This window comes from Acidimicrobium ferrooxidans DSM 10331 (assembly GCF_000023265.1).
GTDB lineage: Bacteria > Actinomycetota > Acidimicrobiia > Acidimicrobiales > Acidimicrobiaceae > Acidimicrobium > Acidimicrobium ferrooxidans.
In genome coordinates this window covers 1181153-1202961 of record NC_013124.1, presented here as the reverse complement: position 1 = coordinate 1202961, position 21809 = coordinate 1181153, and the positions used below count along the sequence as shown (strand labels likewise).

The window sequence follows — 21809 nt, the reverse complement described above, 5'->3', positions numbered from 1 at the left end:
GGTGAACTCGACCATGCAGCATGGGACGCTCGGCGTACGTCAGATGTTCGAGTACGGCGCGACCGAGTTCCCTGATGCGCACGTCCACACCTACCTCGGCCCTGGCTGGGTGGCATCGTTCACGTTCGGCGAGGTCGCGGCCCGTACGCACCGTCTCGCGCACGCCCTCGCCGGTCTCGGGGTGGGTGTCGGCGATCGTGTCGCGACGTTCTCGTTCAACCATCACCCGCACCTCGAGGCCTACTTCGCGGTCCCGTCCATGGGGGCCGTCGTCCACACGCTCAACCTGCGTCTCTTCCCCGATCAGCTGCGCTTCGTGGTGGCCGACGCCGAGGACCTCGTGATCATCGCGGACAACCTCGTGCTCGGCATGCTCCAGGCGGTGCTCCCGGAGGCCACCAGCGTTCGCCATCTCGTGATCGTCGGACCTGTGCTCGATCCGGGGGTGCTCGAGGCCATCAAGCGGGCTCGCCCCGACCTCGCCGTCCACGACTACGAGGCGTTGCTCGAGGCCCAGCCGCCCGATCCCTATCCGTGGCCGGAGCTCGACGAGACCGCCGCCGCGATGATGTGCTACACCTCGGGCACCACCGGCAATCCGAAGGGCGTCGTCTACTCGCACCGGTCCATCTACCTCCATGCGGAGATGTCACGACCGCTCTACGGACGGCGCGCCATGGACCTCCTCCACCCGGCCGCGGACACCGCGATCATCATCGTGCCGATGTTCCACGCGGCGGCGTGGGGCGCACCCTACACGTGCTGGGTCAGTGGCGCGGACATGGTCATGCCGACGCGCTTCCTCCAGCCCGCGCCGCTCGTCGAGATGATCGAGCGGTTCCGCCCGACGATGGCCTCCGGCGTGCCCACGATCTGGAACGAGTTGTTGCGCTACCTCGAGGACCATCCGGCAGATCTGTCGAGCTTTCGATCGATCACCTCTGGAGGATCCGCGACGCCGCGGGCGCTCATCGAGGCCTACCTGGAGCGTTACGGCGTGGCGCTCATCTCTGGATGGGGTATGACCGAGACCTCGCCGATCTGCACGCTCGCCTTGCCGCCCGCGGGGACGCCCCGCGATCGCTTGGCGGACTACTTCGCGACCGCGGGCAAACCCGTGCCCGGCGTGGAACTTCGTGTGGTCGGCGAGGACGGTACCGCTCTCCCGCGTGACGGGGTCGCGCTCGGCGAGATCGAGGTGCGTGGCCCGTGGATCACGGCTGGTTACTATCACCTCGACGATGCGGAGCGCTTCCACGACGGATGGCTGCGCACGGGGGACATGGGAACCATCGACCCCGAGGGCTACCTGCGCATCTCCGATCGCACCAAGGACGTCATCAAGTCGGGCGGGGAGTGGATCAGCTCCATCGAGCTCGAGAACCAGCTCATGGCGCATCCTGCCGTCGCCGAGGCCGCCGTTATCGGCATCCCCGACGAGAAGTGGGTGGAGCGCCCGCTCGCGCTCGTGGTGCTGCGCGAGGGCGCGACGGTGACGACCGACGAGCTGCGAGCGTTCCTCGCGAGCCGAGTTGCGAAGTGGTGGCTGCCGGAACGGTTCGCGTTCGTGGACGAGATTCCGAAGACCTCGGTCGGCAAGTTCGACAAGAAGGTGCTCCGCCAGCGTTTCACCGAGGGGCAGCTCATCGTCGTCACCTAGTCTGCGAGCGATCGGGAGGGAGACGTGGACGAGGGTGTCGGGGAGGTGCTCGAGGCGCTGCGCGCCGTCGCCGACCGCTTGGACGAGCTGGTCGTCGCGCGCTTGCTCGACGTCGAGGACCCTGCGGAGGAACGGGCTCGACAACGAGCGCTGGCCAGAGCGCAACGAGCGCTCGAGCGGGCGGCGGCGGCCCTCGAGGAGGCCGGGGAGGTAGGCGATGGCCGATGAGGCACGAGTGCTGTGGTCGCCGCCGGCCGACGCATGGGATGGTCCGATCGGTGCCGTGCGGGCACGCCTGGAGGCTCGCCACGGATCGCCGCTTGCGACCTACGGCGCTCTGCACACGGCCAGCCTGGCCGATCTCGGGGCGTTCTGGCGCGACGTCGCCGCCGTGTGCGGTCTCGAGGGTGATCTTGGCTCGGTCGATCTGGTTGGTGCCATGCCGAGCGCACGATTCTTTCCGGAGGGACGGCTCAACTACAGCGCGGAGGCGCGTGCTCGCTTCGTCGACCCTGCCGAGATCGTCGAGGTTCGCGATGACGGCGAGGTACGGACGCTTCGAGCCTCCTCGTTCTGGGCCGAGGTCGATCGCGTCGCAAGCTGGCTCGTCGCTCACGGTGTCGGGGTGGGCGATCGCGTCGCGGCGATCCTGCCGAACCGACTGGAGGCGGCGATCGCCCTGCACGCCACAGCCACGGTGGGTGCGGTCTGGACATGCTGCTCTCCGGACTTTGGCCCGCGGGCGATCGTGGATCGGTTCCGTCAGGTCGAACCGACGATCCTCGTCTGCGTGACGTCGTCACTGTGGCAGGGACGCCAGCTCGATCGACGGGCCGTCGTCGAGGAGGTGCTCGAGTCGCTGCCGTCGGTGACCACCGTCGTGCTCTGCGACGGGGAGCCACCAGCGACAGAGGTGCCGGTCGTGGCCTTCGATGCGCTCGAAGCCAATGACCCCGTCGCCCCGGTCGTCGTTGGCTTCAACGACCCTCTGTGGATCCTCTACTCGTCCGGCACGACCGGTATCCCGAAGGCGATCGTGCAGGCCCACGGTGGCATCGTCCTCGAGCACAAGAAGGTGCTCGCGTTGAACTCCGGCATCGGCGAGGGTTCTCGGTTCTTCTGGTTCACGACGACCGGGTGGATGATGTGGAACTACCTCATGGGCGGTCTGCTCGTGGGGAGCACGATCGTCCTTTACGACGGGGCTCCGCAGCATCCGGATCCTGGCCGTCTCTGGCGGCTCGTCGACGAGGTCCGCATCACGTACTTCGGTGTGTCGGCGCCCTATCTGCGTGCTTGCGAGGTCGCCGGTGTTCGACCTCGCGACGAAGCCACGCTCGACTCCTTGCGGGTCGTGGCCTCGACCGGCGCACCACTCACCGCTGCGGGGTTTCGTTGGGTCTACGAGCACGTGCCGGGGAACGTGCAGCTCGTGTCGGGATCGGGGGGCACGGACGTGTGCACCGCGTTCCTCGGTTCGTCGCCGGTGAGCCCGACGCTCGAAGGACGTATCAGCGCACCCGCGCTCGGGGTGGATGCGGCGGCCTTCGACGACGAGGGACGTGAGGTGATCGGGGTCATGGGCGAACTCGTCATTCGCCAGCCCTTGCCCTCGATGCCGGTTGCGTTCTGGGGCGACGACGACGGCGAGCGGCTGCGTGCGGCCTACTTCGATCGCTACCCGGGGATCTGGCGCCACGGTGACTGGGTGACCTTCTTCGACGATCGGTCGGCCATTATCCATGGTCGCTCCGACGCGACGCTGAACCGGGGCGGGGTCCGCATGGGGACGGCGGAGTTCTATCGCGTCGCGGAAGGTGTCGACGGTGTCGTCGAGGCGCTCGTCGTCGACACCTCATCGCTCGACACACCCGGGGAACTGATCGTGTTCGTGCACGCCGGAGACGTCGACGGACTCGACGATCGGCTGCGTGCCACGCTGCGGCGGGAGCTGTCGCCCCGACACGTGCCCGATCGCATCGTCCCTGTGCCGGCGATCCCGAAGACGTTGAACGGCAAGAAGCTGGAGGTGCCGGTGCGCCGTCTGTTCCTCGGGGAGCCGCTCGGCGCGGTCGCGACTGCCGACGCAGTCCAGCACTACGACGCGCTCGAGGCCATCGCAGCCGTCGCGGCGGCGTGGCGGCGAGAGCGCGGACTTGAGGGATCCACGCAGTCCGCGTAGCCCGAGCCGGAAGCTGCAGTTCTGTTCGGTGGTGGGGCCGGTGAGAGCTGCGCTCGCCCTGGGTGCACGATCGGTTTTGTGACGCGCCGAGCGGCGGCCTGCGGGTCGACTGAGGCGTGCGCGAGCCCACGGGCAGTCGCGAGCCGCTGGCTCCGGACTGGTACCGACCTGCCTCGGGGCCTCAGGCGCTCACGAGCGCGCACGCGGGGTCGTCGGCGAGCGGATCGCCGGTGATCGCCCAGGCGCGAGCACGGGAGCCGCCGCAGGCCTTGGCCCAGTCGCACTGGCCACAGCGGCCGGGGAGTGCGGCCTGGCGGATGGCGTCGAGCAACGGGTCCGAGGCGTAGATGTCGAGGAGGCTGCGCTCGCGGACGGATCCGAGTCGAACGGGGAGAAAGCCTGAGGCGTAGACCTCGCCGGTACGTGAGACGAAGATGACGCCATCACCGTCGCGCACCGGGTGCGGTGACGGACGGCGACGAGGGCCAGGATCGCCGAGGCGGCGATGGAGCTCGGCGATCAGCCGCTCGCCGAGCTCGCCGATGGGGGCGAGGGCTGCGTCGTTGCTGGTTGCAATGGCGTCGGCGACACGGCGGTAGAACGGTCCTTCGACCGTGCGGACGATGAAGCCGTAGCCGGTGGTTTCGTAGAGGAAGCGCGCGACGTCCTCGTGCTCGTGGGCGGTGAGGGCGAGCTCGGTGCTCGCGCGGCCGGTCGGCACGAGGAAGAAGACCTCCCAGGTTGTGATGTTGCGCGCGAGCATGGCCTCGGCGACCGCGGGGAGGTCATTGACGGTGGTGCGCATGACCGTGGTATTGACCTGCACACGAAGACCGACCGAGCGTGCCATGGTGAGCGCTTCGAGGGTGCGCAGCGCGTGACCGGGAACGCGGCGAGTTGCGTCGTGGTTCCTGCCGAGTCCGTCGAGGGAGATCGAGATCGCGCGCGCCCCGGCGTCGTAGAGTGCGGTCAGCGTGGCAGGCGTGATGCGCTCGCTCACGGCGGGCGAGACGGCGACGTGGAGACCTCGAGCTGCGGCGTGGGCGATCAGGTCGAGGAGATCGGGTCGGCTCAGGGGATCGCCGCCGGTGAAGACGATGACCGGACGTGGGCCGGCAACAGCTGCGAGATCGTCGATGAGGGCGAACCCCTCGGCGGTCGTGAGCTCGTCGGGATCGGGCGTGCTGATGGCGTTGGCGCGACAGTGCACGCAGGCCAACGGACACGCCTGAGTCGTCTCCCAGAGCACGAGCCTCGGCGTGGGTCGAGTCTCGGCGACCACCTGCGCGGCGTGGGTTGAGAGCAGCATGTCTCCACCTCCGTGGCCAACCGTACTCGGCGAGACGGGCCTCAGTCTGGTACCAAGGTCCCCTTCCGTGGGGGCACTTCGCGCCGAGCGGCTGGGTATCCGAAGGGCGGCCCGCGCCCCGAGCTGGCGGAGACGCGCGGAGGTGTCGAGATAGCGCATGCGGCGAGCGGTCGAGGGCTCGATGTCCAGGCGCTCCAGGGTTGCCGAGACCTCGGCGATTGTCTGGAGAGGCGCGCTCGACGTCGGGTGAGAGCGATGGCCCACCTTCGGTGGCGAGCCTCCATGCGGACAAGAGTCGAGCGACGCCGAGAGAAGGGCTCGCCGCGTGCGAGCTAGGCGAGCGTCGAGCAACTCGTGGCGGTCCTGGAGCCGCTCAGGGGTGGTGACCTGGCGTTTCGCTGGGTCTCGTCAGGTGCTGGGCATCGAGGCCCACCTTGGTCCGTGCGAGGGCGCCACGCGTTGCACGATCGACCGGCGCGAGATCTCAGCTGCGTCGGTGGGGGACTTGGTGTCGGAGGGGGGACTTGAACCCCCACGACCTTGCGGTCACTAGGCCCTCAACCTAGCGCGTCTACCTATTCCGCCACTCCGACAAGCTCTGCGGGGACACCCCGCGGAGCTGAAATGCTAGCACCTCGATTCACGGGCTGCTGCGCCACCGGACCCGCGCCGACGCGGGTAGCATGGCGCTCTATGCAGCCACCGTGTAGGTGGCGTGGGGAGCATGGAGGAACGCGATGGCACTCCTCGAGGTTCGTGACCTGAGGACGCGCATCAGGCTCCGCAAGGGCGAGGTGCGTGCGGTCGATGGTGTGAGCTTCTCGCTCGAGCAGGGCAAGACGCTCGGCATCGTTGGCGAGTCCGGGTCGGGCAAGACGATGATGGGGATGTCGATCCTCGGCTTGCTGCCCCAGGGAGGCTACATCGCCGGGGGCGAGATCCTCTTCGACGGCGTCAACCTCGCCGGGCTGTCGCGGAGGGAGCTCCAGGACGTGCGGGGCGGCAAGATCGGGGTCGTGTTCCAGGACCCGATGACGTCGTTGAACCCCTGCATGACCATCGGTGACCAGATCACTGACGTCGTTCGTCGGCACCTTGGCTACTCGAAGGACAAGGCCATCGAGCGAGCGCTCGAGGTCCTCTCGCTCGTCGGTATGCCCAATCCGCGCGAGCGGCTCGAATCCTACCCTCACCAGCTGTCGGGCGGACTGCGCCAGAGGGTGATGATCGCCATCGCGCTGAGCTGTGATCCGAAGCTCGTGATCCTCGACGAGCCGACGACCGCCTTGGACGTCACCATCCAGGCCCAGATCCTCGAACTGCTCGAGGACCTCAAGGCGAAGCTCGGCATGGCGATGCTCCTTATCACGCACGACATGGGCGTGATCGCAGGTCGCGCCGACGACGTCATCGTCATGTACGCCGGAGAGATCGTCGAGCATGCTGACGCCGCCGAGCTGTTCGCCTCCACCTACCATCCCTACACCGAGGCGCTCCTCGCATCCATTCCACCGCTGACGGGCGATGCACCCGAGCGCCTGTACTCGATCCCGGGAATCCCGCCCGACCTCACGGGCGATCTCGTGGGATGCCGTTTCGCGCCGCGGTGTCACTACGCACAGGAGCGCTGCCGCGTCGAGAAGCCGCCGTACACGACCCCGGAGGGCTATCTCCATCCGTTTGCCTGCTTCTATCCGGTTGGAGCACCGGAGCGTGTCCCGATCAGCCTGGAGCGTCGCACCGGACAGCGCACCGTCACGGACCGGCCGGTGCTGCTCGAGTTCGACCACGTGTCGAAGGAGTACCCCGTCACCAAGGGCGCGGTGGTGCAGCGCAAGATCGGCACGGTGAAGGCGGTGAGCGACGTGTCGTTCACCGTCTACGAAGGAGAGACCTTTGGGCTCGTCGGCGAGTCCGGGTGTGGGAAGTCCACGACCGGTCAGATGGTCGTGGGGCTCGAGCAGCCCGCGGCGGGCGACATCCGGTTCGCAGGCCGCTCCATCGTCAACGAGCGTGGTTACGTACGCGAGGTGCGGCGCGAGCTGCAGCTCATGTTCCAAGATCCCTTCGCATCGCTCGATCCGCGGATGCGCGTCAAGGAGATCCTCGAAGAACCCCTCGACATCCACAAGATCGGCACCAAGGCCGAGCGTGTTGAGCGGATCGCGAGCCTGCTCCAGGAGGTCGGTCTGGCCCCTGCGGCCATGGAGCGCTATCCCCATGAGTTCTCCGGAGGCCAGCGCCAGCGCATCGGCCTTGCGCGGGCGCTCGCGTTGTCGCCGCGACTGATCGTCGCGGACGAGCCGGTGTCAGCGCTCGACGTGTCGATCCGATCGCAGGTGCTGAACCTGATGAAGGATCTGCAGGCTCAGCACAACCTGACCTACATCGTGATCTCGCACGACCTGTCGGTGGTGCGCTATCTGGCTGATCGGATCGGCGTGATGTATCTCGGCAAGCTGGTCGAGGTTGGCTCGGGCGACGACATCTTCGAGAGCGCGAAGCACCCTTATACGCACATGCTGCTCGAGGCCGTTCCCGAGCCGGATCCGGAGGTCGAGCGTACGAAGGAGCGCTCGCTGGTGCGTGGGGAACTCCCGTCGGCGATGACCCCTCCACCTGGGTGTCGGTTCCACACGCGCTGCGCCTATGCGCAGGACATCTGCCGCACCGAGGAGCCCCCGATGCGCGACTTCGGAGGCGTCCACCACGCGGCGTGCCACTTCCCCCTGTCGGTGCGACCTCGCGAGGCAGCAGCGCCGCGCTAGAGGGACGGGTTCGGCTGCGAGGAGGTGCCGGCGGGGAATGTGCCGGCTCGGGCCACCATCGACGCAACCTCGTGGCCGAGCAGGCGCGTCGTCAGCGGGGCGATGGTGATGGCGCGCTCCAGGTCGACGTTGGTTCGGTAGCCAGAGCGCGTCGCCATCCACACGAGGTCCTCGGTGGCGATGTTCCCGGTTGCGCGTGGCGCGAAGGGGCAACCGCCGATGCCTCCCATGGAGGCATCGAAGGTCCGGACTCCGAGGCGCATGGCCTCCCAGGCGTTGGCGATCCCAGCGTTGCGGGTGTTGTGGAAATGCAGGCGCAGCTCGTTCGGTGCGACGAGGTCCGCGAGCAGCTCGAGCATTCGAGCAACGTCTCCCGGCGCGGCGGCGCCGATCGTGTCACCGAGGGCGATCTCGCACGCTGGGTCGGCCTCTCGAATCGTCTCGACGATGCGTACGACCTCGTGGGGATCGACCTCCCCATCGAAGGGACATCCGAACGCGACGGAGATGGTGAGGGAACGACGCAGATCGGCGGCGCGAGCATCGGCGAGGACGTTGCGTGCTGTCGCAAGGAGCTCGGTGCGCGTGGCGCGCTGGTTGGCCCTGGCGAAGCCTTCGGAGGCAGCGACGACCACGTTGATCTCTCGAATGCGGGTACGCAGTGCACGCTCGAGACCGCGTTGGTTCAGGACGAGCGCGATCGCGCGGGCGAGGGCAGCCTCTGAGAGCTGCTCGATCACCGCTTCGGCGTCGGCCATCTGCGGTACGAGGGAGGGATGTGCGAAGCTTGCGACCTCGATACGGTCGACACCGGCGGCGACGCATGCCTCGATGAGTTCGAGCTTGTCTCGGGTGACGACCGGGGTCGCCTCGTTTTGGAGCCCGTCGCGGGGAGCGACTTCGACGATGTGGAGTGAGGGGGTCTCGGGCATCTCGCTGTGAGACTAGGCGCGCCCCTGCGAGACTAGGCGTGGGCGGGGCACAGACGTGGATCCCACCAGAACTCGGACCCACTCGCGTTGGCCTGCCACAGGTTCGACGAGGCGAGTTGCTGGAGGCTCTGCGTCGAGGTCACGAGCGTTCCCACCGGTGGTGTGGTCGTCGAGGTGGCGGTGAGCGTGGCGGTCGGTGCCGAGGTTGTCGTCAGGGCTGCGGTCTGGGCCGAGGTTGCGGTGGTGGCGATCGTCGATCCAGCGGTGATGACCACGTCGGCGGGCTGATTTGCCGAGCCCTCGGCAAGGACTGCCTGGCCAGACAGGCTGGCGAGCACGCGCTCGCCTTGGGCGAGCATGCCGGGCTTGTAGGCGACGACGGTCTCGGAGTCGGTGCCGGCGTAGGTTGCGGTACCGAGGTTGGTCGTTGGAAACCCAAGCTGGGAGAGTCCAGCGACGAGCTGGCTACCGTTGCCAACACCACTTGCGTCGCGTACCGCGACCGTGACGGAGGCTGGACGAATGGCGTTGAGGTTGGGGGCCTCAGAGCCGAGGAACTGGCGAATGACCGATAGGTCGCTCTGGGCCCACGGCATGACGATGGAGCCCGGCGCCTGATAGTTGGACGGGTTCGCAGGGTCGGTGAACGTGCTCTGGGAGGGGATGATCACGGGCAACGTCGCGCTCGGGATCGAGCCAGGGTTGACGTGTCGGAAGGCAAGCGCGAGGCTCACCATGTCCGAGAGGGAGAACGACGGGTCGACCTTGAGCGCCGGCAGCAGGGAGCCGAGGAGCGCGTTGGCCGTGATCGGGTTCGAGAGTGCCGAGCTCTTCACCTGACTGGCCAGGGCTCGAAGGAAGATGTGGGTTCGCACGATGCGTCCGAGGTCACCCGTGCCGTCGTAGTCCCAGGTCCCGGTGGAGGGGTTGTAGTAGTACAGGTGTCGTGCTCGAACGAGCGCGAGGGCTTGCGTGCCGGTGAGGTGCTGGCAGCCCGTCGTCGTGATGTTGAGGCCGGAGTAGTGGTCGACGAGCTTGGTCGGGAAGTCGAGTGTGACGCCGCCGAGCGTGTTGACGACTTGCTCGAAGGTGTAGAAGTTCAACTCCACGTAGTGGTTGATGGGAATGCCGAGGTCTTGCTCGATCGTCTTGACGAGCAAGGTCGGTCCGAAGGGCAGGTGGAGATAGGGGCGCTCGGCGGAGTTGAGCGCATCGTCGACACGGAGTTCGAGTCCGTTGCCGTTCGGCATGGGCAGCCAGAGATCTCGCGGGATGGACAGCAGGTAGGCGCGGTGCGTCGCTGGATCGACGTGTAGGACCATCGTCACGTCACTGCGACCACCACCAACCTCGCTGCAGGTGCCGAAGTGCTGTGAGCCCTTCGAGTAGAACGATGAGTACTTCGTCAACGTGCACCGTGAATTGTTCCCGACGAGCAGGATGTTCTCGGGACCGGAGCTCTGCGCCGTGAGCCCGCCGACCGACACGTGTCCGATCTGGCCGAAGCGATAGCGGATGTAGAGGTAACTGCCCGCGCCGATCAGCACGATGAGCGCGAGAACGGTGGCGAGGGAGATGACGAGGCGGCGTCGGCGCCGAAGTCGCTTCGATACTCGACGTCGCTGGGCTCGGGGCATGGCTGGCGTAGGGTCTGGTTGGGTCACAGTGGCCTCCAGGCTATCCGGCCACCCGCGGGGCTCTGGAGGATTGCGCTCAGCGGGTCCTTGGCGAGAGGGGTCCGCGAGCAGCGTCGCCCAGCTCAGCCAAGGCGCCACGCCTCGGGCGTCAGGTTCAAGAAGGCATTCTGGCTCACGCCGTGAAGGTCGTTCGCGATCGCCGATACCTGGTAGTCGGCGAGAGGCTGGTAGACGACGGGGAGGACCCTCGCCATGTAGTTCTGGTAGGCATCGAGCGCTGCCTGCGGATTCGACGAGGTGTGAGTTGCGGCGATGAGCCTGTTCGTCGTCGGATCGTTCCAGCCCTCGACGTTGGAGCCGGCTCCGGTTGTGTAGAGCTCACCACCGGTCGGGTAGTCGTCCGGCGAGTACTCCCAGCCCGCGCCCCAGTTCTCGATCTGCCAGGTACAGCTCGAACCTGAGCACGGGGCGGCGTTGGCGAACACCGTATTGAACGGCGCCTGGGAGAGGTTGATCTTGATACCCGCGCTGGCTGCTGCCGACTGGAGTGCGTCCATCTCCTGGGTGATGGACGTGGTACCCGAGGCGTACTGCAGGCTCAGCGTGAGCGTGAAGCCCTTCGCGATGCCTGCACCGCAGTCGGTGGCGGCCGTGCCCGGGCGCTCGCACGTCATGACGCCGTTCACCATCGTCCACCCGTGGCTGGTGAGGAGCGACTTCGCTGCCGAGATCGAATAAGGGTAGAGGTTGTGTCTCGATGCTGCGTCGGCATACGGATTCGCTGGCGCGAGCGGCACCGGCGAGTAGCTCGGCACGCCGTAGCCCTTCAGGAAGGTCGAGATCCACTGCGGCTGGTCGACGAGATGCTGGAAGGCTTGACGGAAGTAGGTCTGCTTGAACAGTGGTCCGTAGGTCGGGTTGTTGAAGTTCTCGACGAAGTAGTTGAAGCCGAACTCCACCCAAGGCTCGATGCGGTAGCCGATCGAGCGCACCACGCCCAGTTGACTGAGGGCTGTGCTCGGCACGTAACCGTAGGTGATCGCCCCGTTGCCGGCGCGCAGCGTGTTGAACTCAGCGGTGTCTGAGGTGAAGGGCAGCTCCACGAACTCCGACAGCGACGGCTTGACCGGCCCGGTGTAGGACGGGTTCGGCACGAACACCATGCGCCCGGTCGTCGACGAGCTCTTCAGCTTCCACGGGCCGTCCACCACCGACCAGATCGGGCTCGAGGCCCAGGCGTTGGCGTTCGTGGCCTGAGAGTTCAAGAAGGTGTAGACCGCCTTGGCCCCCGAGGTCGTCGTATCGGGCAAGTTGGCGGCCGACGGGCTGGGTGCCGGCTGGCTGAGCGAGGTGCGGTCCCAGGCGATGGGGAGCGGCGTGATCTGGCTCAGTTCGTTGTAGGTGAACCACGTCGGGTTGACCTTGCCGGTGAGGTGGAAGACGACGGTCGATGCATTCGGAGCCGAGTACGACGCGACGTTGTCAGGGAAGGCGCCAGGCACGTAGGCGGCCCAGTTGGCCTTGTTCGCCTTGAGCAGGTTCATCCAGAAGATGACGTCGCGCGAGGTCACCGGCTCGCCGTCTGACCACATGTAGTGCTTCAGGGTGATCGTGACGGTGGTGTCGTTGTTGGAGTAGACCGGAAGAGCCGCGAGGGAGAGCTCAGCGTTGATGACCGGTCGACCGGCGACGCCGAAGAAGTACAGCGGCCGGTACATGAGGAACTGGAACTGGGACGTGTTGTCGACCGTGAAGTACTGGCTCGCGGTGAACGGGAAGATGTAGTTGGGAGCAGCCCCGACCTGTTCCGCGAACGTCACGACTCCGTGTGGTGAGGCGCTCGACGGCTCGGCCGCACCGGACGTTCCACACGCAGCGAGGGCGAATCCGGTTGCACCCACAAGAAGAGGGAGGAGGAGACGCCGTCGCGACGGCCGGATGTGGCGCACGGGGACCTCCTTGCGATTGTGACGCGACAAGGCGACTTCATGGGCACCGAGGGCGCGGACTCGAGCTCCGACCCACGAAGACTCGCTTCAAGCGTGACTCAGGGAGAGGCTATCGCAACGCAATGGCGATGGTCGTCTGGGACGCGATGGCGTCACACACCGGTAATGATCGTCCCGTGCTCGGCAGTAGCCAGGTCGCCCTAGCGGCGCTGGAGGCGGACCTCGACGGCGTCTCGGAGCGCATCGCCGATGAAGTTGAACGAGAGGACGGCGAGCACAATAAGGATGCCGGCCGGCCAGATCAGCCACCAGTAACCGTCGTAGATGTAGTTGACGCCTTGGGAGAGCATGGACCCCCAGTCGGCTGCCGGAGGCTCGAGCCCGAAACCCAAGAAGCCGAGGGTGGCCATCAGGAGGATGGCGTTGGCGACTTGGAAGGTGGCTTGGACGACGACGACGCTGATGGTGTTCGGGATGATGTGGCGGCGAATGATGCGCCAGCGTGAGCCGCCCATGACCTGGACCGCGCGCACGAACTCGCGCGAGCGCAGGCTCAAGGTCTCCCCTCGCACGAGCCTGGCAGCGCCGAGCCAGGACAAGATCGCGATGGTGATGGACAGCAGCAGGACCGTGGGCCGGAAGATACTGGCGAGGTACAGAAGGATGAAGATCGTCGGGACGGCGAGAAGGACGTCGACAATGCGCATCAAGAAGGTGTCGATGAGGCCACCGAAGAAGCCTGAGACTGCACCCCAGATCACCCCGATGACGGTCGAGATGACGGCCGAGAGTACGCCGATGATGAGCGAGGCTTGGCCACCGACCATGAGGCGCCCGAGGACGTCGCGTCCGCTCGAATCGGTTCCGAGGGGGTGACCGGGACCGGGCGGAAGGTTGATGTTGTAGGTGGCTGTGTAGAGGTCGGAGTGATAGACGAGGGGTCCGACGAAGGAGAACAGTACCAGCACGATGAGGATGGCAAGACCGGCATAGGAAAGGCGGTTGTCGAAGAAAGCTCGGAGCGTGAGGCGCCACGCGGAACCTGCACCCGAGACGTCACCGCCTTCGGGGCCTTCGGGGGACGCGCCAGCGAGCCCGGTGGGGAGGGGAGCGAGGAGGTCAGCCTCGAGATCGGGGTTGAGGTCGTCGGTGATGGACATGAGTTGGGCTCCGTTCCTAGGTCCGTGCTCAGCGATAACGGACTCGTGGATCGAGGACGGCATAGAGAATGTCGGCAACCAGGTTACCGAGCACGGTGAGCACCGCGACGAGCAACGTGATGCCGAGCGCGAGCGGATAGTCCTGACTCACGAGTGCTTGGACGTAGTCCGATCCGATCCCTGGGAAGTTGAAGAGAGCCTCGGTGATGAGGCCGGCCGTGAAGATCGCCGGGATCGAAAGGCCGATCAGCGTCACGACCGGGATGAGGGCGTTGCGGAGCATGTGGCGGAAGAGGACGACCCGCTCGGGAAGACCCTTGGCTCGCGCTGTGCGGATGAAGTCCTGGGCGAGGGCTTCGATCGCGGAGGAACGCATGAAGCGGGAGTAGCCGGCGTAGTTCACGAGCACGAGGTTGGCGATCGGGAGGACGAGTGCAATCGGGTCGGACAGGATCTGGCCCAGCGTGACCCCTTGGGGCGCCTCGGCAGGGAAGAGGTGGAAGTCTTCGGCGAGGAAGAGAATGAGCAGCTGGCCGAGGAAGAAGGTGGGAAGGGAGTAGAGGAGGAAGGACACCGCGGTGACCGCCTGGTCGCCGACCGTGTTGCGACGGACCGCCTGGTAGACGCCGATCGGTACCGCGATGATCACGGCGATGGCGAGGGCAACGCCGACGAGCACGAGTGACTTCGGGGCGTCGCGAGCGATGATGGAGCCGACGGACTCGTTGAGCTGATAGGCGGTGCCGAGGTTGTGATGCCACACGACATCGACGAGGTAGTGCGCGAACTGCACGTAGAAGGGCTTGTTGAGGTCGTTGGCCCTGTTGAAGGCCGCGATCTGTACCGGCGTCGCCTTGACCCCGAGGATGGCTCGCGCGGGATCAGGCAGGAGGCTCTGCAGGATGAACATGATGAGCAAAACGCCGATGGCGACGATGACAGACTGGACGAGCCTGCGGATGATGTAGCCGGTCATGGACTCCTCGTGGAACTAGTACTGGCGATCGATCGTAGGAGCGGGCCATGTCGGATCGTTCGCGGGGGCGCCGGGCCTGCTCGGCCTCGATTGCGGAGCCCCCATCGTGCGTGGTCCGTCAGGCGAATGGGCTCCGAGCCCCCGCTAAGCGGGGCTCGGAGCCCTGAGGATCGCTACTTGACGAAGTACCACGTCTCGGGCGTCAAGTTCAGGTACGGGTTTTGAGTGACCCCCTGGAGCTTGTTCGAGATCGCGGAGATGGCGTAATCGGCGGCGGGCTGATAGACCACCGGCAGGACCTTGGCCATGTAGTCCTGGTAGGCATCGAGCGCCGCCTGCGCATTCGACGAGGTGTGGGTCTCGGCGATCAGCGAGTTGGTGGTCGGATCGTTCCAGTTGCCGAAGTTCGACCCAGCACCGGTGCCGAAGATCTCACCGCCGGTCGGGTAGTTGTCCGGGGAGTACTCCCAGCCGCCACCCCAGTTCTCCATCTGCCAGGTGCAGCTCGAACCGGAGCACTGAGTGGCGTTGTGGATGACCGTGTTGAAGGGTGCCTGCGAGAGGTTGATCTTGATGCCCGCGCTCGCTGCTGCCGACTGGAGCGCGTCCATCTCCTGGGTGATGAACGTGGTACCCGAGGCGTACTGCAGGTTCAGCGTGAGCGTGAAGCCCTTCGCGATGCCTGCACCGCAGTCGGTGGCGGCCGTGCCCGGGCTCTCGCACGTCATGACGCCGTTCACCATCTTCCAGCCGTGGCTGGTGAGGAGCGACTTCGCTGCCGAGATCGAGTAGGGGAACGGGTTGGTCTTCGAGGTGGCGTCCGCGAAGGGATTCGCCGGCGCGAGCGGCACCGGCGAGTAGCTCGGTACGCCGTAGCCCTTCAGGAAGGTCGAGATCCACTGCGGCTGGTCGACGAGGTGCTGGAAGGCCTGACGGAAGTACGTCTGCTTGAACAGCGGTCCGTAGGTCGGGTTGTTGAAGTTCTCGACGAAGTAGTTGAAGCCGAAGTCGATCCAGGGCTCGATGCGATAGCCGATGCTCTTCAGGTAAGGCACCTGGCTGAGGTCCACCGTCGGCACGTAACCATAGGTGATCGCCCCGTTGCCGGCGCGCAGCGTGTTGAACTCAGCGGTGTCTGAGGTGAAGGGCAGCTCCACGAACTCCGACAGCGACGGCTTGACCGGCCCGGTGTAGGACGGGTTCGGCACGAACACCATGCGCCCGGTCGTCGACGAGCTCTTCAGCTTCCACGGGCCGTCCACCACCGACCAGATCGGGCTCGAGGCCCAGGCGTTGGCGTTCGTGGCCTGAGAGTTCAAGAAGGTGTAGACCGCCTTGGCCCCCGAGGTCGTCGTATCGGGCAAGTTGGCGGCCGACGGGCTGGGTGCCGGCTGGCTGAGCGAGGTGCGGTCCCAGGCGATGGGGAGCGGCGTGATCTGGCTCAGTTCGTTGTAGGTGAACCACGTCGGGTTGACCTTGCCGGTGAGGTGGAAGACGACGGTCGATGCATTCGGAGCCGAGTACGACGCGACGTTGTCAGGGAAGGCGCCAGGCACGTAGGCGGCCCAGTTGGCCTTGTTCGCCTTGAGCAGGTTCATCCAGAAGATGACGTCGCGCGAGGTCACCGGCTCGCCGTCTGACCACATGTAGTGCTTCAGGGTGATCGTGACGGTGGTGTCGTTGTTGGAGTAGACGGGCGCGTTGCCGATGGAGAGCTGGTAGTTGATCTCTGGCGTCGAGCCGACCCCGAAGAAGTAGAGCGGTCGGTACATCAGGATCTGGAACTGGGCGAGGTTGTCGACGCTGAAGTACGGGCCCCCGGTCAAGGGGAAGATGTAGTTCGGGTTTGCGCCGGCGGCCTCGGCGAAGTAGGCCGTACCGCCCGAGACCTTGGTCGTGCTTGAGGACGAGGTCGAGCTCGACGAGGAGCCACACGCCGCGAGCAGCATGGCTGCGGCAGCGGTGGTGCCAAGTCCCGCGATGAGGCGGTGGCGTGCTGTGATCTTCTTCATGGGTTCCCCACTTCCTCCCACACTCGTGTCATGCTGGCGAGCCTCGGTGGCGTCGGCCAGGCAGGCCAGGAGCGATCTGCTCTTTGGCCATTGCGTATCGTAGGCTATTCCTCTCGTGTATGGAACGCAATCATCGTCGTCTGCGTGACGCGCACGTCACGGTCGGATGTCGTGTGCAAGTCGAGGTATAGGTATGCAGGTGGCCTGCGGGTAAGGTGGCGGTGTGCATAGGTATGCTTTCGAGTCTCACGGGGCACTCAGGAAATCCTGAACGTCTCATGAGTTCTGGTGTGCCCCGAACGGGCCTCGTCTTGCCGTTCTCGATCGCGGCCACGACGGCGACGACGCTGCCAGTGTTCCTCATCGGTGGTCTCGAACCGGTGCTGCGCCACGCCATCGACCTCACCCCGAGCCTTGAAGGAGCCGTCGTCGCGAGCTTCTTCGTTGCCGGGATTGTGGGGGCGGCCCTGGCGGCGCGGATCTTGCATCGAGCGGCGGCCTTCCGGCTGGTGCGAGCAGGCGCTGGCGCATCCGCGGTGGCAAGTGCCGTGATCGCCTTCGCGGTGCGTGGTCCGATCCTGCTCGCAGCCGCACTCGTGGTCGCAGGGGCCGCGAACGGGATCTTGCAACCCGGTGTGAACGAGGTACTCGCGCGCGTCGTGCGCCCCGGGAGGCGTGGCTGGGCATTCGGGATCAAGCAGGCGGCCATTCCTACCGCAACCTTGCTCGCTGGACTGGCACTGCCGCTGGTGGCGCTCCGGTCGAGCTGGCGCACGGCCTTTGCCGCGACGAGCATCCTGGCTGTTGCGATCGCGCTCGGAGCCAAGGGTTTTGCCTCCTACGACGGATCTCAGGGGGCTGAGGCGCGGACGCGCTTCGTCACCCCGCGGTCGCTACTGATCGTCGCCGCCGCGATGGCGCTCGGTGCAGGGACGGCGAATGCACTCGGTGCGTTCGGCGTGGCATCGCTCGTTCACGACCACGTCCAGGCTGCCATCGCGGGGTATGCGGCAGCAGCCGGCAGCGCTGCCGGCCTCGCCACGAGGGTGGGCATGGGCGCACTCGCCGACCGACGTCTGCAGCGGCCGATCCGGGCGGTCGCCGTCTTGCTCGCTGTCGGCGTGGTGGGCTATGCCGCGCTCGCGACCGGTGTGCGTGCGCTGTTGCTCGGAGGGCTCCTGCTCGGCTACGCCGGCGGTTGGGGCTGGAACGGGCTGGTGAACTTCGCGGTGAGCGAACGGTGGCCTGAACATCCCGGACAGGCGACGGCCATTGTCCAAGCCAGCGCGTTTGCCGGCAGCGTCGTCGGACCGCTCGGGTTCGGGGCGCTCGTCGGTGCGGTCGGCTTCCACGGCGCGTGGGTCATCGACGCGGTCGGTGCTCTTGTCGCCTGCCTCGGGATGCTGTGGGCGTCCGTCGTGCTCGAGCGGACAGGCCGAGCCACCGGACGGTGATCTCGCCGAGGGTATTCACCATCGGCGAGGGCAGGGCCCCGGCGACGGTGGACGCGGCGGCGCCGATCGCGAGTGCCGCGAGCACGTCGCTCGGCCAATGGCGAGCGAGGAGGACCCGGCTCACGATCGTCGTTGCCGAGAGGGCGACGAGTGCGCGTCGCGCACCCCGAGGGAGCCCAGAGGAGGCAAGGGCGAACGCGCTCGCCCCCGCGGCATGGTCGGATGGGAACGAGTGACTATCGCTCGCCGACCTGCGCGATGCCCAGAGGGTGAGGCTGGGCCGTGAGCGCGGAAGCGCGCGTGCGACGACCCCTGCGCCGAGCACCGCGACCGAGCCCGCAAGCGTGGTCCGCACCAGGGCGCTGCGAACGGGCGGATCATCCGCGCTGCGCCACGCGACCCAGGCGAAGGTTGCGGCGTAGGCGATCGGAGCGCCATCTTCACAGATCCGTAGTGCCCGTGCGAGGGCGGGTGACGAGCGAGCCGGCGCGCTCAGATACTCGAGCAGGCGCGTCTCGAGCGCATCGATGGCTGCCACGATGAGGATGCTAGAACCTCAGCGATAGGCTCTCGGAGCGGTGAGGCGTGTCCGATTGGATCGAGCGCTCGTCGCTGGCGGGCTCGCTCGCTCCCGTTCGCACGCGGCGCGTCTGATCGCAGAGGGGCGTGTGCTCGTCAATCGGGCCCCGGCTCTGTCGGCGGCTCGCCTCGTTGCGCCCAGCGACGTGCTCTCGGTCGTGGCCTCGAGGTGGCGTCCGCGCGGCGCGGCCAAGCTCGAGGGTGCGCTCGACACCTTCGACATCGACCCGTCAGGGCGGATCTGCCTCGACGTGGGTGCCTCGACAGGTGGGTTCACGATGGTGCTGCTCGAGCGCGGTGCCGAGTGCGTCGTGTGTGTCGACGTCGGACGAGGACAGCTCGCCGAGTCGCTCCGGCATGACCCGCGCGTCGAGGTCTACGAGCGGACCGACATCCGTGCGTTCGTGTGGCCCCTCCCCGAAGCACCGACGCTGGCGGTCGTGGACGTGTCGTTCATCTCGGTGCTCGGCGTCCTCGACCAGGTTGCGTCGCTGCTCGCGCCGGGCGGAGAGGCGGTGGTGCTCGTCAAACCCCAGTTCGAGGTGGGGCGCCAGATCGCGAGTCGATACCGCGGTGTGATCCCGCTCGGTCCGGAGCGCGACGAGGCGCTCGGACGAGTCCGCGACGCGATGGGTTCGATGGGGCTCGTTGTCCTCGGGAGTTGTCCGAGTTCGGTTCCCGGAGCCGAGGGCAACGTCGAGGAGTTCGTGTGGTTGCGTGCCCCGAGTGAACGAAGCGGTGGTGGTTAGGCTGAGCCGGATGAACGTTGGGTTCGTGCTCCACCCGCAGGAGCCGCGTGCGCAGGAACTCTTCCGCCAGGCTCGGGCGTTGCTCAGCGAGCTCGGTGGGAGTGCCTGCATACTCGAGGACCCGACGCACGCGTGTGGGGCGATCGATGCGGTCGTCAGCATGGGAGGTGACGGCACCATGCTGCGTGCGATGGCGGCGGCGTGGCGAGAGGACGTGCCGGTGCTCGGGGTGAACCTCGGTCAACTGGGCTATCTCGCCGAGGTCGAACCGTCGGCGCTCGAACCCGCGCTCCGAGCCCTCGTGGATGGGTCGATCGTCGTCGAGGAGCGGGTCGTGCTCGAGGCGGGCGTCGGTTCGAGGAGCGAGCGAACCGTCGGCTTCAACGAAGTCGTCGTCGAGCGTCAGGCGTCGGGCCACCTCATCCGCGCGAGCGTCGCTATCGATCGTCGCCCCTTTCTGCGCTACGCCGCCGATGGGATCATCGTCGCGACGCCCACCGGCTCGACGGCCTATGCGTTCTCCGCGCGAGGACCCGTGCTCTCGCCACGCGTCGACGCGCTCGTGCTCACACCGATCGCTCCGCATCAGCTCTTCGATCGGTCCTTGGTCCTCGGACTCGACGAACCCGTCGAGATCCGACTGCTCGATGGCCCGACGGCTTCGGTCATGGTCGATGGTGTTCCGTGGTCGTCCCTCGTGCCCGGGGAAGCGGTCGAGGTCCACGCGGCGACGCGTCGGGTGCGCCTCGCCCAGATCGGGGCCCCGCCCTTCCACGAGGTACTCAAGGCGAAGTTCGGCCTTGAGGTGCTCGACCTGCCATGCTGAGCCTGCTCGAGGTGCGCAACTTGGGGGTCGTGGAGGCGGCCTCGCTCGAGCTGCCCGGCGGGCTCGTCGCCCTCACGGGAGAGACAGGGGCGGGCAAGACCCTCATCGTGGGTGCGATCGGCCTTCTCCTCGGCGAGCGGGCACGCAGCGACCTTGTGGGTGCGAGCGACGAGCGGGCGCGCGTCCGCGCCATCGTCGACGTCGACGGTCACGAAGCGGTCGTCGAGCGCGAGGTCACCCGGGAGGGCCGCTCCCGTGCGCGCATTGATGGCGAGCTCGTCGCCGTTGGCGAGCTCGCTTCGTTCGTCGCGCGAGCCGTCCAGGTCGTCGGTCAGCACCAAGCGGTGTTCGTGACCCAACCCGACCAACAGCGTGCGATCCTCGATCGCATCGGGGGCATCGACGACCGCGCGTGGCATCGCGCGAGGGAGCGCCTCGCCGACGCGACGGCCGCACTCCGACGCGCGCGTGACGATCATGACCACGCCGAGCGTGAGCGCGAGCGCCTCGGCTTCGAGCTGGCCGAACTCGAGAGCGCCGAGCTCGCCAACCCCGAAGAGGACAACGAGCTCACCGAGCTCGTCGATCGGCTCGGAGACGCCGATGCGCTGCGGGCAGAGCTCTTCTCCCTCCATCGCGACCTGGTCGGGACGAACAGCATCACCGATCGCCTCGGTCAGTCGGCACGCGCGGTGCAACGTGCGTTCCCGGCCTTGGCGGAGCGCCTGGAGAGCCTCCTCGCCGAGGCGACCGACGTGGCTGAGGAGGTGCGCGATCAGTTCGAGCGTCTCGAGTCCGATCCGGCTGCGCTCGAGGCCGCCCAGGCACGGCTTGCCCAGCTGTCCCACCTCAAGCGCCGCTATGGACCCACCCTCGAGGCCGTGATCGAGGCGCGTGAGGAGCGACGCCGAGCGCTCGCGCTGATCGAGGGCAGCGAGGCCCTGATGGAAGAGCTCGAGGCAGAACGCCTCGAGGCAGAGCGCCACCTCGAGCAGGCCGCGAGCGCGCTGCGCGCCGAACGAGACGCAGCCGCAGAGGTCCTGCGTCGCCACGTCACGGAGGCCCTCGGAGCGCTGGGGCTCGAGCGAGCTCGCTTCGAGATCCGCCTCGAAGGGGCAGAAGGGGTACCGGCCTTCTGGTTCGCGGCCTCACCCGACCTCGAGCCGACGCCGCTGGGCCGCGGAGCGTCGGGTGGCGAGCTCTCGCGCATCGTGCTGGCGATGGCGGAACTGCTCGGGGAGGGTCGAGAATCGATCGTGCTCGACGAGATCGACACCGGACTCGGCGGCCGTGCGGCGCTCGGAGTGGCGGCGCGCCTCCAACGACTCGCGACGCGGCGTCAAGTCATCGTGGTGACGCACACCGCCTCCATCGCCGCAGCCGCAACCACTCACTTCGTGGTGCACAAGGAGCTCGTCGACGACCGCACGAGGACGCGGGTCGAACCGGTCCGCGACGATGCGCGCGTGCGCGAGATCGCGCGGCTGCTGTCGGGCCACCCCGACGCTGACGTCGCCCTCGAGCACGCACGGGCACTGCTCCAATCTGCATCGAGCGAGTCGGGACCGTCGGCTCCTGCCGACGGGGGAGTGATGCTCTAGACTGCTCAAGGGCGA

At 67.0% G+C, this 21809-nt stretch carries 16 protein-coding genes and 1 tRNA gene; 8 read left to right on the top strand and 9 right to left on the bottom strand.

What is annotated here, in order from left to right; translation table 11 throughout:
- Position 1: 1 nt before the first annotated feature.
- Genes AFER_RS05895 through AFER_RS05885 form a run of 3 tightly spaced genes read left to right on the top strand, consistent with a single transcriptional unit; the run spans position 2 to position 3842 of the window.
- Entirely contained in the window at positions 2 to 1660 is a 1659-nt protein-coding gene (locus AFER_RS05895) for a long-chain fatty acid--CoA ligase (RefSeq protein WP_015798570.1), read from the top strand.
- 24 nt (positions 1661 to 1684) lie between these two features.
- Complete coding sequence (locus AFER_RS05890) at positions 1685 to 1888, top strand: hypothetical protein (protein ID WP_015798569.1); 204 nt, start codon at positions 1685 to 1687, stop codon at positions 1886 to 1888.
- Positions 1878 to 3842, top strand: a complete 1965-nt coding sequence (locus tag AFER_RS05885) for an acetoacetate--CoA ligase (RefSeq protein ID WP_015798568.1) — start codon at positions 1878 to 1880, stop codon at positions 3840 to 3842. The genes AFER_RS05890 and AFER_RS05885 overlap by 11 nt, the downstream gene beginning before the upstream one ends.
- Before the next feature lie 181 nt (positions 3843 to 4023).
- Here AFER_RS05885 and AFER_RS05880 read toward each other — a convergent pair whose 3' ends face one another.
- Both AFER_RS05880 and AFER_RS05875 read right to left on the bottom strand, forming a co-directional pair.
- Complete coding sequence (locus AFER_RS05880) at positions 4024 to 5151, bottom strand: TIGR04053 family radical SAM/SPASM domain-containing protein (RefSeq protein ID WP_015798567.1); 1128 nt, start codon at positions 5149 to 5151, stop codon at positions 4024 to 4026.
- A 506-nt stretch (positions 5152 to 5657) separates the two neighbouring features.
- A tRNA-Leu gene (locus AFER_RS05875) sits at positions 5658 to 5744 on the bottom strand.
- Between the two features lie 144 nt (positions 5745 to 5888).
- On the opposite strand from AFER_RS05875, the gene AFER_RS05870 reads away from it, so the two are divergent.
- Complete coding sequence (locus AFER_RS05870; RefSeq protein WP_015798566.1) at positions 5889 to 7919, top strand: ABC transporter ATP-binding protein; 2031 nt, start codon at positions 5889 to 5891, stop codon at positions 7917 to 7919.
- On the opposite strand, the gene AFER_RS05865 is transcribed toward AFER_RS05870, so the two are convergent.
- The 6 genes from AFER_RS05865 to AFER_RS05840 form a co-directional block, all read right to left on the bottom strand.
- The gene (locus tag AFER_RS05865) at positions 7916 to 8851 is read right to left on the bottom strand and encodes a hydroxymethylglutaryl-CoA lyase (protein ID WP_015798565.1); all 936 of its coding nucleotides are present in this window, start codon (positions 8849 to 8851) and stop codon (positions 7916 to 7918) included. The genes AFER_RS05870 and AFER_RS05865 overlap by 4 nt on opposite strands.
- 32 nt (positions 8852 to 8883) lie before the next feature.
- Positions 8884 to 10488: an LCP family protein gene (locus tag AFER_RS05860; RefSeq protein ID WP_041661721.1), complete on the bottom strand. Its 1605-nt coding sequence runs from the start codon at positions 10486 to 10488 to the stop codon at positions 8884 to 8886.
- Between the two features lie 122 nt (positions 10489 to 10610).
- Positions 10611 to 12308 (bottom strand): ABC transporter substrate-binding protein, encoded by a 1698-nt coding sequence (locus AFER_RS05855; RefSeq protein ID WP_245525997.1) that lies wholly within the window; start codon positions 12306 to 12308, stop codon positions 10611 to 10613.
- Between the two features lie 329 nt (positions 12309 to 12637).
- Entirely contained in the window at positions 12638 to 13597 is a 960-nt protein-coding gene (locus AFER_RS05850; protein ID WP_015798562.1) for an ABC transporter permease, read from the bottom strand.
- A 28-nt stretch (positions 13598 to 13625) separates the two neighbouring features.
- Positions 13626 to 14573: an ABC transporter permease gene (locus tag AFER_RS05845; protein WP_015798561.1), complete on the bottom strand. Its 948-nt coding sequence runs from the start codon at positions 14571 to 14573 to the stop codon at positions 13626 to 13628.
- A 173-nt stretch (positions 14574 to 14746) separates the two neighbouring features.
- Positions 14747 to 16585, bottom strand: a complete 1839-nt coding sequence (locus tag AFER_RS05840; RefSeq protein ID WP_015798560.1) for an ABC transporter substrate-binding protein — start codon at positions 16583 to 16585, stop codon at positions 14747 to 14749.
- A 278-nt stretch (positions 16586 to 16863) separates the two neighbouring features.
- Between AFER_RS05840 and AFER_RS05835 the strand changes: the two genes are divergently transcribed.
- A complete protein-coding gene (locus tag AFER_RS05835) occupies positions 16864 to 18039 on the top strand; it encodes an MFS transporter (protein WP_015798559.1) in 1176 nt (391 codons plus the stop codon).
- On the opposite strand, the gene AFER_RS05830 is transcribed toward AFER_RS05835, so the two are convergent.
- The gene (locus tag AFER_RS05830; protein WP_015798558.1) at positions 17948 to 18577 is read right to left on the bottom strand and encodes a phosphatase PAP2 family protein; all 630 of its coding nucleotides are present in this window, start codon (positions 18575 to 18577) and stop codon (positions 17948 to 17950) included. The two genes, AFER_RS05835 and AFER_RS05830, sit on opposite strands and share 92 nt — an antisense overlap.
- Before the next feature lie 40 nt (positions 18578 to 18617).
- Here AFER_RS05830 and AFER_RS05825 point away from each other — a divergent pair, with 40 nt between their 5' ends.
- The 3 genes from AFER_RS05825 to AFER_RS05815 are packed head-to-tail and all read left to right on the top strand — an operon-like array spanning position 18618 to position 21794.
- Positions 18618 to 19367, top strand: a complete 750-nt coding sequence (locus tag AFER_RS05825) for a TlyA family RNA methyltransferase (RefSeq protein ID WP_015798557.1) — start codon at positions 18618 to 18620, stop codon at positions 19365 to 19367.
- Positions 19368 to 19377: 10 nt separating this feature from the next.
- Entirely contained in the window at positions 19378 to 20193 is an 816-nt protein-coding gene (locus tag AFER_RS05820; RefSeq protein WP_015798556.1) for an NAD(+)/NADH kinase, read from the top strand.
- Positions 20187 to 21794, top strand: a complete 1608-nt coding sequence (locus AFER_RS05815) for a DNA repair protein RecN (protein ID WP_015798555.1) — start codon at positions 20187 to 20189, stop codon at positions 21792 to 21794. The genes AFER_RS05820 and AFER_RS05815 overlap by 7 nt, the downstream gene beginning before the upstream one ends.
- Positions 21795 to 21809 lie beyond the last annotated feature (15 nt).